The sequence below is a fragment of the Serratia grimesii NBRC 13537 genome, assembly GCF_001590905.1.
Taxonomy (GTDB): domain Bacteria; phylum Pseudomonadota; class Gammaproteobacteria; order Enterobacterales; family Enterobacteriaceae; genus Serratia; species Serratia grimesii.
Genome location: NZ_BCTT01000021.1, coordinates 57,658 through 70,494, shown reverse-complemented (window position 1 = coordinate 70,494; position 12,837 = coordinate 57,658). Strand labels below are relative to the sequence as shown.

General features: G+C 54.1%; 12 protein-coding genes. 2 read left to right on the top strand and 10 right to left on the bottom strand.

Annotation, left to right across the window (positions count from 1 at the left end; translation table 11 throughout):
• Positions 1 to 203: 203 nt before the first annotated feature.
• The 8 genes from nqrM to SGR01S_RS22575 are packed head-to-tail and all read right to left on the bottom strand — an operon-like array spanning position 204 to position 7,313.
• Positions 204 to 431: a (Na+)-NQR maturation NqrM gene (nqrM, locus tag SGR01S_RS22610; protein WP_037423064.1), complete on the bottom strand. Its 228-nt coding sequence runs from the start codon at positions 429 to 431 to the stop codon at positions 204 to 206.
• A 7-nt stretch (positions 432 to 438) separates the two neighbouring features.
• Positions 439 to 1,470, bottom strand: a complete 1,032-nt coding sequence (locus SGR01S_RS22605) for an FAD:protein FMN transferase (RefSeq protein ID WP_037423061.1) — start codon at positions 1,468 to 1,470, stop codon at positions 439 to 441.
• Positions 1,471 to 2,694, bottom strand: a complete 1,224-nt coding sequence (nqrF, locus tag SGR01S_RS22600; RefSeq protein WP_037423058.1) for an NADH:ubiquinone reductase (Na(+)-transporting) subunit F — start codon at positions 2,692 to 2,694, stop codon at positions 1,471 to 1,473.
• Between the two features lie 15 nt (positions 2,695 to 2,709).
• Entirely contained in the window at positions 2,710 to 3,306 is a 597-nt protein-coding gene (gene nqrE, locus SGR01S_RS22595) for an NADH:ubiquinone reductase (Na(+)-transporting) subunit E (RefSeq protein ID WP_037423055.1), read from the bottom strand.
• 6 nt (positions 3,307 to 3,312) lie between these two features.
• Complete coding sequence (locus SGR01S_RS22590) at positions 3,313 to 3,942, bottom strand: NADH:ubiquinone reductase (Na(+)-transporting) subunit D (protein WP_020825369.1); 630 nt, start codon at positions 3,940 to 3,942, stop codon at positions 3,313 to 3,315.
• Positions 3,935 to 4,729, bottom strand: a complete 795-nt coding sequence (locus tag SGR01S_RS22585) for a Na(+)-translocating NADH-quinone reductase subunit C (protein ID WP_037423050.1) — start codon at positions 4,727 to 4,729, stop codon at positions 3,935 to 3,937. The genes SGR01S_RS22590 and SGR01S_RS22585 overlap by 8 nt, the downstream gene beginning before the upstream one ends.
• The gene (locus tag SGR01S_RS22580) at positions 4,719 to 5,960 is read right to left on the bottom strand and encodes an NADH:ubiquinone reductase (Na(+)-transporting) subunit B (protein ID WP_061808658.1); all 1,242 of its coding nucleotides are present in this window, start codon (positions 5,958 to 5,960) and stop codon (positions 4,719 to 4,721) included. The genes SGR01S_RS22585 and SGR01S_RS22580 overlap by 11 nt, the downstream gene beginning before the upstream one ends.
• Positions 5,961 to 5,963: 3 nt before the next feature.
• On the bottom strand, positions 5,964 to 7,313 hold the full coding sequence (locus SGR01S_RS22575) for a Na(+)-translocating NADH-quinone reductase subunit A (protein ID WP_061808657.1): 1,350 nt from the start codon (positions 7,311 to 7,313) through the stop codon (positions 5,964 to 5,966).
• A 579-nt stretch (positions 7,314 to 7,892) separates the two neighbouring features.
• On the opposite strand from SGR01S_RS22575, the gene dpaA reads away from it, so the two are divergent.
• Entirely contained in the window at positions 7,893 to 8,663 is a 771-nt protein-coding gene (dpaA, locus tag SGR01S_RS22570) for a peptidoglycan meso-diaminopimelic acid protein amidase (protein ID WP_037423045.1), read from the top strand.
• On the opposite strand, the gene SGR01S_RS22565 is transcribed toward dpaA, so the two are convergent.
• Together SGR01S_RS22565 and lpcA are read right to left on the bottom strand one after the other, a co-directional pair.
• Positions 8,595 to 9,401 carry a class II glutamine amidotransferase gene (locus SGR01S_RS22565; RefSeq protein WP_037423042.1) on the bottom strand — a complete coding sequence of 269 codons (807 nt, stop codon included), beginning with the start codon at positions 9,399 to 9,401 and terminating at the stop codon, positions 8,595 to 8,597. The two genes, dpaA and SGR01S_RS22565, sit on opposite strands and share 69 nt — an antisense overlap.
• Positions 9,402 to 9,502: 101 nt before the next feature.
• Positions 9,503 to 10,084, bottom strand: coding sequence for a D-sedoheptulose 7-phosphate isomerase (lpcA, locus tag SGR01S_RS22560; RefSeq protein ID WP_004949058.1), 582 nt, complete (start codon positions 10,082 to 10,084; stop codon positions 9,503 to 9,505).
• A 245-nt stretch (positions 10,085 to 10,329) separates the two neighbouring features.
• Here lpcA and fadE point away from each other — a divergent pair, with 245 nt between their 5' ends.
• Positions 10,330 to 12,786 (top strand): acyl-CoA dehydrogenase FadE, encoded by a 2,457-nt coding sequence (fadE, locus tag SGR01S_RS22555; protein ID WP_061808656.1) that lies wholly within the window; start codon positions 10,330 to 10,332, stop codon positions 12,784 to 12,786.
• Positions 12,787 to 12,837 lie beyond the last annotated feature (51 nt).

Genomic DNA, 12,837 nt, shown 5'->3' with positions numbered 1-12,837 from the left:
GCGTGACGAAGAGAGGGAAGTTGGCGAAGCCAACCGTCTGATGGGGCAAAGGCGCGGGTTGCAAGGGACCGCGCCTACGGTCCCTTGCTCGGTCGGAGCGTATAAACCGCATAAAACCGCGTAGGTTTATCGACCGAAACGTTGCTCACACGCTTAGATAAACACGAATTGACAAGCATTTACGCCGCTTGCGTCCCAGTTATTCAGAGGATGCGGTGCTTTTCCAACTGCTTCTGACGCATAGCCTCTTTCTCCAAACGCTTCTTACGCGCATCGCAAGGCTCCGGGCAATCACACACTTTATCCATCCCCAGCGCTGTAATACCACCACAGCTGCCTTGCAGACTCTTGCGCTTGAACACATAGCCCAATGACATTCCGCCGACAATCAGCAGAAACAACACGAAGCTGGCGACAAATACGGTCAACATAGCGACCTCACGAATTGTTGTTCAAATAGGGTTTAAACGCATCGGAGTAGCGCTCTTCAAAACCGGTCGCGGTTTTCACAATCATGAACACCGGGATCCCCATCAGATTCGCCAACGCCATACCGCGTTCCGGCCCCAAAACGTTCAGCCCGGTCGACAAGCCATCGGCAGCCATACAGGTAGGGCTTAGCACCGTGACCGACACTAAATGGTGATGGATCGGTCGGCCTGTGATTGGATCGATAGTATGCGAATAGCGCACGCCGCCCTGCTCGAAGTAGTTGCGGTAATCGCCCGACGTGGCGATCGACATCTCGCCCGGCTGGATCACCAGTTGCGCCTTCTGCTCCATACCCGCCGTCGGCCGTTCAATGGCGATACGCCACGGCTTTTTCTCACCGTTGTGGCCGCGAGTACGGACTTCGCCGCCAATATCTACCATATAGTTTTTGACCTGCTGCGATTGCAGATACTGGGCAATCACATCCACACCATAGCCTTTCGCGATCGAAGAAAGATCTACGTATAACTCAGGAATGCTCTTAACCAACGCATTGCCCTGCACCGACAATTTGTCGATACCGGTCCAGGCGCGACGCTGCTCCAGTTCGGCAGCGCTCGGTACCTTTTCCGGTCGCCCTTCAGGTCCGAAACCCCACAGATTAACCAACGGCCCGACGGTCACATCCAGTGCACCGTCGGTGACGCGGTTGATCCGTAGCGCTTCCAGCACCACTTCAGTCGTGGCGGCAGAGACAGGGAAAGGTTTATCCACTACGCGGCTGGCATTGAAGCGGCTCAGTTCAGAATCAGGCCGGTAGGTCGACATTTGATCGTTGACCAACTCCAACCGCTTGTCGATCTCCGCCTGCATTTTGGCGGCAGACGGCGTGTCATCGCCGGTAACATAGCGGATCGAATAAGACGTCCCCATGGTTTTACCATCGAGATTCACCTGCTCCGGCCCGCAGCCAGTCAATAACAGGGTGGCGCTCAGCGCCACCGTCGTTATTAACCCCTTCATTGCCCATCCACGCATTTAGCCACCAAAGTCATCAAGCATGATATTTTCGTCTTCGACACCCAGATCTTTCAACATCTTGATCACCGCAGCGTTCATCATTGGCGGACCACACATGTAGAACTCGCAGTCTTCCGGCGCGGGGTGATTTCGCAGATAGTTTTCCAACAGAACATTATGGATAAAGCCAGTGTAACCCGTCCAGTTATCCTCAGGCTGCGGATCGGAAAGTGCCACATGCCAGGTGAAGTTCTCGTTCTCTTCCTGCAACCGGTTGAAATCGTCCTCATAGAACATTTCACGCAGTGAACGCGCACCGTACCAGAAGGTAATTTTGCGTTTCGACTTCAAACGATTGAGCTGGTCAAAGATATGTGAACGCATCGGTGCCATACCCGCACCACCGCCGATGAAGATCATTTCAGCGTCGGTGTCCTTGGCGAAGAACTCACCGAACGGACCTGAAATGGTCACCTTGTCACCGGCCTTCAACGACCAAATGTAGGAAGACATAATGCCCGGCGGCACATCCGGATCACGCGGTGGCGGCGTGGCGATACGCACGTTGAGCATGATGATGCCCTTTTCGTCCGGGTAGTTCGCCATCGAGTAGGCACGCACGGTGGTTTCATTAACCACCGAACGGTAGCGGAACAGGTTGAACTTGTCCCAGTCACCACGGTACTCGTCCGGCACGTCAAAATCGGCATAGCTGATATCGTGTGCCGGCGCTTCGATCTGGATAAACCCACCAGCGCGGAACGGCACGTCTTCACCGTCAGGGATTTTCAGTTTCAGCTCTTTGATAAAGGTGGCTTTGTTATCATTGGAGATAACCTCGCACTCCCATTTCTTCACGCCGAAGATCTCTTCCGGTAACTCGATTTTCAGGTTCTGCTTCACGTTCACCTGACAGGCCAGTCGACAACCTTCTTTCGCTTCACGCTTGTTGATGTGCGACAGTTCGGTCGGCAGAATATCGCCGCCGCCCTCTTTGATCACGACTCGACACTGACCGCAAGAACCGCCGCCGCCACAGGCAGACGAAACAAAGATCCCTTGGCTGGAGAGCATATTCAGCAGCTTGTCACCCGCCGGAGCAGTAAAGCTTTTGTCCAGATCGCCGTTCACTTCCACCGCAATGTCACCGGTGTTCACCAGTTTTGATTTGGCGAACAGGATGAGCAACACCAGCACCATGACGATGCCGGTAAACATCGCGACGCCTAAAATAATTTCCATAAATTCTTCCCGCCTTTACAACTGAACACCGGAGAAGGACATAAAGCCCAACGCCATCAGCCCGGTGGTGATAAAGGTAATGCCCAAACCGCGTAACCCTGCGGGGACATTGGCATACTTGAGTTTTTCGCGGATCCCCGCCATCGCGACAATCGCCAACATCCAGCCGGTGCCGGAACCGAAGCCGTACACCACCGATTCGGTGAAGTTGTAGTCACGTTGCACCATGAAGGAAACGCCACCGAAAATGGCGCAGTTCACTGTGATCAATGGCAGGAAAATGCCGAGTGCGTTGTACAGCGACGGGAAGAAGCGATCGAGGATCATCTCCAAAATCTGTACCAACGCGGCAATTACGCCGATAAAGGTAATGAAGTTGAGGAAGCTCAGATCAACACCTTCCACCAGCGCGCCATCACGCAGGATCAGGTTGTAGACCAGGTTGTTCACCGGTACGGAGATCCCAAGCACCAAGGTCACCGCGATGCCCAAACCAAAGGCGGTCGATACCTTCTTCGACACGGCCAGGAAGGTACACATCCCCAGGAAGAACGCCAACGCCATGTTCTCAACGAACACTGCGCGTACAAACAGGCTGATATAATGTTCCATCGGCCATTACTCCTTTTCGATCTGCGCTGGTTTCAGGGTGCGTAGCGCCCAAATCAGCAGGCCGATGATAAAGAACGCACTCGGTGCCAGCAGGAACAGGCCGTTCGGCTGATACCAACCACCGTTCTGCACCGTTTCCAGCACGGGAATACCAAACAGCTTGCCAGACCCGAACAGCTCGCGCAGGAAACCGACCAACACCAGGATCACCCCGTAGCCCAGGCCGTTGCCGATACCGTCCATGAAACTCTCGATTGGCGGTGACTTCATGGCATACGCCTCAGCGCGGCCCATCACAATACAGTTAGTGATGATCAAACCGACAAACACTGATAGCTGTTTGGAGATCTCGAACGCATAGGCACGCAACAGCTGATCGACCACGATGACCAATGAGGCGATAATCGCCATCTGCACGATGATGCGCACACTGTTTGGAATATGGTGACGGATCAGTGAAATAAAGAAGCTGGAAAACGCCGTTACCAACGTCACTGCAATGGTCATCACCACTGCGGTCTCCAGCTTGGTAGTCACTGCCAACGCAGAACAGACCCCAAGCACCTGCAAGGCGATCGGGTTGTTGTCGAACAGCGGCCCCAAAAGGACCCGTTTAATCTCTTTGGAATCAGCCATTTTTCAGCGCTCCTTCACGAACTTTTTTCAGGAACGGGCCAAAGCCGTGCTCGCCCAACCAGAAGTCAAAAGTATGCTGCACACCGTTGGAGGTCAGCGTGGCGCCGGATAAACCGTCCACCCCGTGTTCATCCCCCTGACGCGCTCCGCCTTTCACTACGCGGATCGCCGGCTGCCCGTTGTCGTCAAACAGCTTTTTACCGATCCACTGCTGGCGCCAACTGGCATTCTCAACCTCACCGCCCAGCCCCGGGGTTTCCCCTTGCTGGTAATAAGTAATCCCTTTCACCGTGTTGCCGTCGTTATCTAACGCAACAAAGGCGTACATCATCGACCACAGACCTGTGCCATAGACCGGCAACACAATTTTGTTCACCGTACCGCTGTCGTCACGCACCAGGTAAATTTCTGCCTGATTACTGCGACGTTTGATACCCGCCGGATCGTCAGCCGCCGGTAGCGCCGCGCTTTTACTATCGTCACGCAATGCCGCAGCCAGATCGAACGTAGCCGCTTTGCCGGTTACAAACTCGCCGCTGTTTAAATCCAGCAAACGTGGTTCGATACGTTGTGTGAACAACGCTTTAACCTGCTCGCCTTCCATCTTCGGTTGCAGCAAGCCTGCTACATCGAGGATGTTGCGCTGTTTATCGAGTAATTTCTGTTCCTGCTGTTTGGACTTCAGGCCGACGGCGGAACCCGCCACCACCACAGAACACACCAGACACAGCAGCAATACCACCAGCAGCGTTTTACCGATGCTGTCGTTTTTAGATTCATTCGCCACGGGCTTTTCTCCGCTTGATGTTGGCCTGCACCACCAGATAATCGAACAGCGGCGCGAACAGATTGGCGAACAGAATCGCCAGCATCATCCCTTCCGGATAGGCTGGGTTGACGACCCGAATCAGCACACACATCACGCCAATCAGGATGCCGTACCACCATTTGCCTTTGTTGGTAAACGAGGCAGAAACCGGATCGGTGGCCATAAAGATCATGCCGAAGGCAAAACCGCCTAACACCAGATGCCAGTACCACGGCATGGCAAACAACGGGTTGGTAGTAGAACCAATGGCGTTGAACAGGAAGGCGGTCGCCATCATGCCCAGCATCACGCCAGCGACAATGCGCCAGGACGCTACGCGACCAAACAGAATTATCGCGCCACCAAGCAAGATCATCAGCGTAGAGACTTCACCGACTGAACCGGGAATGTTGCCGAGGAAGGCATCCATCCAACTGATAGACTGGCCAGTAGCCACGTTGCTCAGGCTATGTGCCCCACCTGCGCTCCACTGCGCCAGCGGTGTCGCGCCGGAGAAACCGTCAGCGGAGGTCCACACCAGATCACCGGAAATCTGTGCCGGATAAGCAAAGAACAGGAACGCACGCCCAGCTAACGCCGGGTTAAGGAAGTTACGTCCCGTACCACCAAATATCTCTTTCGCGACCACCACACCGAAGGTAATGCCCAGTGCGGCCTGCCACAGCGGCAGCGTTGGCGGTACGATCAACGCAAACAGAATAGAGGTGACGAAGAAGCCTTCGTTAATCTCATGCTTGCGAATGACGGCGAACAGCACCTCCCAGAAACCACCGACCAGGAACACCACGGCGTAAATCGGCAGGAAATAGCAGGCACCCAGCACCATTTTGCTGACCCAGCCTGCGTCTGCCGCCAATGAGGCACCCAACCATTGTGCCAACCGGTAGTGCCAATCCCCCGCCAGCACCTGCTGGAGTTGCTCGCCACTGTAAAGGTGGTGCAATGCAGGAATGGCTTGTTGGCCGACGTTGTACATCCCCCAGAACATTGCCGGGAACACCGCCAACCACACCAGGATCATCATACGTTTCAGATCAATGGCGTCGCGTACGTGCGAAGCGCCACGCGTCACCAAACCAGGGGTGTAAAACACCGTGGTCGTCGCTTCAAACAGCGGGTACCACTTTTCCAGCTTGCCGCCCGGTGTGAAGTGATGCTCGATTTTTTCAAAAAAGTTCTTCAGGCCCATCGGTTATCCTTCCTGCTCAATCTTGGTCAGCACATCGCGCAGCACCGGAGCGTATTCATACTTGCCGGGGCAAACGAAGGTGCACAGCGCCAGATCTTCTTCATCCAGCTCCAGACAGCCCAACGCCTGTGCGCTGTCACTGTCACCCGCCAGCAGGTCGCGCAGCAGCAGGGTCGGCAGGATATCCAGCGGCATCACCCGCTCGTAGTTACCGATCGGTACCATCGCACGCTCACCGCCGTGGGTAGTGGTCGAGAAGGCAAACAATTTGTTCTTCAGGAAGTGGCCCAGCGTGGTGCGGGTGATGGAAAATTTATCCGGCGACGGCGCGATCCAACCGAATAACTCTTTATCGCGCCCTTCCTGCAGTACAGAAACCAGCGAATGGAAACGGCCAAGGTAGGCGTTCGGTCCGGCAACGTGGGTGCCGCTCAGCACTGAGCCGGAAATCACGCGGTTCTCACCGGCTTTCAGACGAGCGGCAGTCAGTTCGTCAAGGCTGGCCCCCAACCGGGTACGCAGCAGCACAGGGTGTTCCACTTGCGGCCCGGCTAACGCGACCACCCGATGGGTATCGAGTGTACCGGTGGTAAACAGGGTGCCAATGGCGATCACGTCCTGATAACCGATATGCCAGACGGTCTTTTTCAAACTGACTGGTTCGAGGAAATGAATATGGGTCCCCACCAGCCCCGCAGGATGCGGGCCGGCGAACTCGTTATAGGTCACCTGTGCATCGGGTTGTTTACCCAGATTCACGCCGGCTGCGTGACAAACATGCACCTTGCCGTCGGTCATGCGCGCCAATACAGACAGCCCAGCGTTGAACGCAGCTAACTGCTCAGCGATGATCACCTGCGGATCGGCAGCCAGCGGCTGGCTGTCCATGGCGGTAACGAAAATCGCGCGCGGGGTGGTACCGGGAGCCGGTGTTTTACTGAATGGACGGGTACGTAGCGCAGTCCACAGGCCACTGGCGAGCAATTCGCTTTCGACTTGTTCACGCGGCAACATGGCGAGTTCAGCCGTTGGATAATGGGCAAACTCCAGTTGGTCATCGCCGCCGTTTTCAACAGCAATCACGACCGACTGCAATACGCGCCGCTCACCACGGTTGATTGCCACAATACGGCCACTGGCAGGTGCGGTGAAGAAAACACCGGGTGTCTTTTTATCTTCGAACAGCGCCTGGCCTTTCTTAACGCTATCGCCTTCCTGCACCAGCATGGACGGGCGCATTCCGACGTACTCTTCCCCAAGCAGGGCGACATGCTGAATTATTGGGCCGTCCTGAATCGCCTGAACCGGTGTTCCGGCAATTGGCAGATCTAACCCTTTTCTGATTTTAATCATAGGATTTATACGATGTTGGTTAGTTTCACACGTCTTACCGGCCCCAGAGGCTGGTACTGACGATGCCTGGATGATGAGGCTACTGATGCAGCCTCTGGGTTGGGCGCAACGGCATCACGCTCAACATGAAATCTTTCGCACTGACAAAATGGGGTAACGTACATTCCGTTGATTAACTCCTGCATCCATTTTTTGCGCGATAAAAACGCTGTTAATATTTTGTTGCCGCTGGATGTCCATGCAATAGACAGGGTGATAACGTCAACACCTCTACTCCGCGACCGTAACAGCAGATTAATTCGAGCCGGAATATTAACATTTTCCACAACATTTTTCTGCGTTGGGCAGTGACCTGAGTCAAGCAAACGCAATTAAATTTCGGCTGTTTTACACCACTAATCGTTAAAATCTGCCTGTCGATTCACTTTTATCGAAGTTTGTAGTTTTTTTATACACATCGCATATTGCTAAAAAAGAACACACTGGTAATCTGACGGTGTTTTAAGACCGTAAAACAATAATCAGTGGCATGTTGGCCATGTGTATTGAGCCAGCAGATAAATATAAGCAGGAATAATAATGAGAAAAATCGCACTGTTGTTTGCGATGCTTTTTTCTATGCCGATGATCACGGCCTGTAGCGCCAGCGAGCAGGTTCCCGAGGTTCCGGTAGTTAAACAGCAATTAGTCGGTTCACCGGTCTATATTCAGATTTTCAAAGAAGAACGCACGCTGGAATTGTATGCCAAAATGGGCAACGAATTCCGCCTGGTGAACTCTTTCCAAATCTGTAATTTCTCCGGCGGCCTCGGGCCGAAACGCCGTGAAGGTGACTTTAAAAGTCCGGAAGGCTTTTATAGCGTTGACGCACGTCATCTGAAACCCGACAGTAAGTATTATCGGGCAATAAATATCGGCTTCCCTAATGATTACGATAAGTCACAGGGGTATTCCGGCGCATATCTGATGATCCACGGCGAATGTAAATCGATTGGTTGTTATGCGATGACCAACACCTATATGGATGAGATTTACCGTTACGTCGAAGCTGCATTCGCTTACGGTCAGAGCCGGATTGATATCAGTATCTATCCGTTCCGCATGACCGATCAGAACCTGAAACGCCACAGCTCATCCAACTACATTACCTTCTGGCGCCAGTTGAAACCGGGTTATGACTACTTCGTCAAAAACCACCAGCCGCCGATGGTCAGCGTAGCCAATGGCCAATACGTCTTGGGTCAACCCGTGCTGAGCAGCAGCCAGATGACGCAATATGCGTCAACCACGGCTCCCGCTGTCAGTACCAATCCCTTCGCTCAGACCAAGCCGCTCACCGAAGTGAAATAGCGCGAATTCGCCTGGTGCAATCTTGTGCCAGGTTTCATTCGCCGTCAGTGGCTGGGTAGCGATCACCGTGACCACATCATTAGGTGTGGTCTGCTGCTGAAAATCAATCTCAACATCCTGATCGAGCAGCGTAGCTTTACCAAAGGGTGCGCGACGGGTGATCCAATACAAGTTGGTGGAGCAATAAGCCATCACAAAGCGCCCATCCGACAACAGCATATTGAATACCCCCTTTTGACGCAGTTGATCTGCCAGCAGAGCGATATAACGGAATACCGGTGGCCAACGGCTTGGGGTGCGCGGGTATTTCAGTGACAGCTGATGCAGCAGCCAGCAGAACGCATACTCACTGTCAGTCTGGCCAACCGGGCGGAAAGTGCCGGTTTCCATCTGGCGATAGCCTTTCAACTGACCATTGTGTGCGTAAGTCCAATTACGTCCCCACAGTTCACGGGTGAACGGGTGAGTATTTTCCAGCGAGACTTCGCCACGGTTGGCCTGACGGATATGTGAAACCACCGCACAGGATTTGATGGGGTATTCCTGCACCAGGCGGGCTATCGGCGAGTCGAAACTCGGCTGGGGATCCTTAAACGTGCGGCAACCGTTCCCTTCGTAGAAGGTAATGCCCCAACCATCTTTATGTGGCCCGGTACGGCCACCGCGCTGAACCAACCCGGTAAAGCTAAAGCAAATATCGGTCGGTACGTTTGCGCTCATCCCGAGCAGTTCACACATCGCCAGCACTCCTTAACCACACTGACACCGTCTATCTATACGGACGCGGTATGCGGCACCCGTACTATAATTAATGAGGGACGAATGTCCCTCGGCAGCTATTACGCCTTAACCATCTCTTTTTCGATCAGTTGAATCAAGATGTGAATCGCTTTGATATGGATTTCCTGAATGCGGTCGGCATAGCCGAAGTGCGGCACACGGATTTCCACGTCGGCGGAACCCGCCATTTTTCCGCCATCTTTGCCGGTAAGGGTGATCACTTTCATTCCCTTCGCACGTGCCGCTTCGATAGCTTTAATGATATTGCCGGAGTTGCCGGAGGTAGAAATGCCCAGCAATACGTCACCTTCGCGGCCTACCGCTTCCACATAGCGTGAAAACACGTACTCATAGCCGAAGTCGTTGCTGACGCAGGACAAGTGGCTAACGTCGGAAATGGCAATCGCCGGATAGCCCGGACGGTTTTCACGGTAGCGGCCCGTCAGCTCTTCGGCAAAGTGCATGGCGTCACAGTGGGAACCGCCGTTGCCGCAGGAGATGACTTTCCCACCGGCTTTAAAGGAATCGGCCAGCAGCACTGCTGCACGTTGAATCGCGTCGATATTGGCGTCGTCATTGATAAATTTTGCCAGGGTATCGGCCGCTTCGTTCAGTTCACTACGAATAAGGTCGTGGTACATGAGGAACCTCTTGTTATCGTCAATCTTCCGCCCCGCAGTGTAACGGATCGGGGAAAAACCGAGAAGCACTGTGAGTTAAACAGCACCGCGGTTGAGGCGCCAATGAGGTTTTTGATTATTGATGCGGTCAGTTTGTGACTTAAGTTGTAATTAAACTGTAAATGCATTGATAAAAATATGGGGTTGTACTAAAACCTATTACATACACACAACAGGTCAGACCTCTTGCCACTTTGGAGCTTCTTATGATGGTTCTTAGTATTGTTGTTTTGCTGGCACTCATTGGTGTGGTGTTTTATCACCGAGTGAACCTCACCCTCAGTAGCCTTATTCTTCTGGCATACACCGCTGCTATGGGCGCCATTGGTCTGTGGACCTTTTGGATGCTGCTGCCGCTGGCGATTATTTTGCTGCCACTGAACGTCACATCATTGCGTCGTTCAATGCTGTCTGCCCCGGCGCTGCGTGCTTTCCGCAAGGTAATGCCACCGATGTCCACCACCGAAAAGGAAGCTATCGAAGCCGGTACTACCTGGTGGGAAGGCGACTTGTTCCGCGGTACGCCGGACTGGAACAAGCTGCATAACTACCCGAAACCGCAATTGACCGCCGAAGAGCAGGCGTTTATTGACGGCCCAGTGGAAGAAGCCTGCCGTATGGCGAACGACTTCCAGATCACCCATGAACTGGCAGATTTGCCGCCGGAACTGTGGGCATATCTGAAAGAACACCGCTTCTTCGCGATGATCATCAAAAAAGAATACGGCGGCCTGGACTTCTCTCCTTATGCACAGGCACGCGTACTGCAAAAACTGTCCGGCGTTTCGGGCATCCTGGCCATCACCGTTGGCGTACCTAACTCCCTCGGCCCAGGTGAACTGCTGCAACACTACGGTACCGATGAGCAGAAAAACCACTACCTGCCAGGTCTGGCCCGTGGCGATGAGATCCCTTGTTTCGCCCTGACCAGCCCGGAAGCGGGTTCCGATGCCGGTGCCATTCCGGACGTCGGCACCGTTTGTATGGGTGAGTGGCAAGGCGAACAGGTGCTGGGCATGCGCCTGACCTGGAACAAACGCTATATCACGCTGGCACCGGTTGCGACCGTGCTTGGCCTGGCGTTCAAACTGTATGACCCGAATCACCTGCTGGGCGATAATGAATCACCGGGTATCACCTGTGCGCTGATCCCAACCAGCACTCCAGGTGTTGAAATCGGTAACCGCCACTTCCCGCTGAACGTCCCATTCCAAAACGGCCCGACTCGCGGTAATGACGTGTTCGTGCCTATTGATTACATCATTGGCGGGCCAAAAATGGCCGGTCAGGGCTGGCGTATGCTGGTTGAGTGCCTGTCGGTAGGCCGTGGCATCACCCTGCCTTCCAACTCCACCGGTAGCGTGAAGTCCATGGCGCTAGCGATTGGGGCATACGCCCATATCCGCCGTCAGTTCAAGCTCTCAATCGGCAAGATGGAAGGTATCGAAGAGCCACTGGCGCGTATCGCCGGTAACACCTATGTGATGGATGCAGCGGCTACGCTTATCACCAGCGGCCTGATGCTGGGCGAGAAACCGGCCGTGCTGTCGGCTATCGTGAAATACCACTGTACCCATCGCGGTCAGCAGGCAATCATTGATGCAATGGATATCGCCGGCGGTAAAGGCATCATGCTGGGTAAATCCAACTTCCTGGCCCGTGCCTATCAAGGTGCACCTATCGCCATCACGGTTGAAGGCGCCAACATCCTGACCCGTACCATGATGATCTTCGGTCAGGGCGCTATCCGTTGCCATCCTTACGTGCTGGACGAAATGGCTGCGGCGCAAAAGAACGACCTGAACGCCTATGACAAATTGCTGTTCGGTCATCTGGGCCACGTAGGCAGTAATAAGGTACGTAGCTTCTGGCTGGGCCTGACCAACGGCCGCACCAGCAGCACACCAACCAAAGATTCGACCCGTCGTTACTACCAACAGTTGAACCGCCTGAGTGCAAACCTGGCGCTGCTGTCGGACGTATCCATGGGCGTGCTGGGTGGCAGTCTGAAACGTCGTGAGCGTATCTCCGCCCGCTTAGGGGATATCCTCAGCCAAATGTATCTGGCTTCCGCGGCACTGAAACGTTTTGAAGATGAAGGCCGTCAGAAAGACGATTTGCCGCTGGTACATTGGGCCGTACAGGATAGCTTGCATCAGGCAGAACAAGCATTGGACGATCTGCTGCGCAACTTCCCGAACCGCTTTATCGCTGGCGTGATGCGCCTGGTGGTCTTCCCGTTGGGCCGCGTGCATACCGCACCGTCTGACCGACTGGATCACCAATTGGCCAAGATCATTCAGCAGCCATCCGCCACGCGTAGCCGTCTGGGTCGTGGCCAGTATCTGACGCCAAGCGAGCACAATCCAGTGGGTCTGCTGGAAGCCGCACTGGCTGACGTAATCGCCGCCGAGCCGATTCACGACCGTCTGTGCAAAGCGGCCGGCAAGAATCTGCCGTTCACCCGATTGGATCGTTTGGCACAGCGTGCACTGGAAGAAGGCAAAATTAGCGCGGATGAAGCGAAGATCCTGGTGAAAGCCGAAGAGAGTCGCCTGCGTTCCATCAACGTTGATGACTTCGAGCCGGATGCGCTGGCGGCCAGTAAGCCGGAAAAGTCGCTAAAGCTGGATAAGCGCCAGAAACACACCGAAGCCGCGTAACTGCAATCAACTGACTTACCCAGGGGCGATAATCATCGCCCCTTTTCTCTT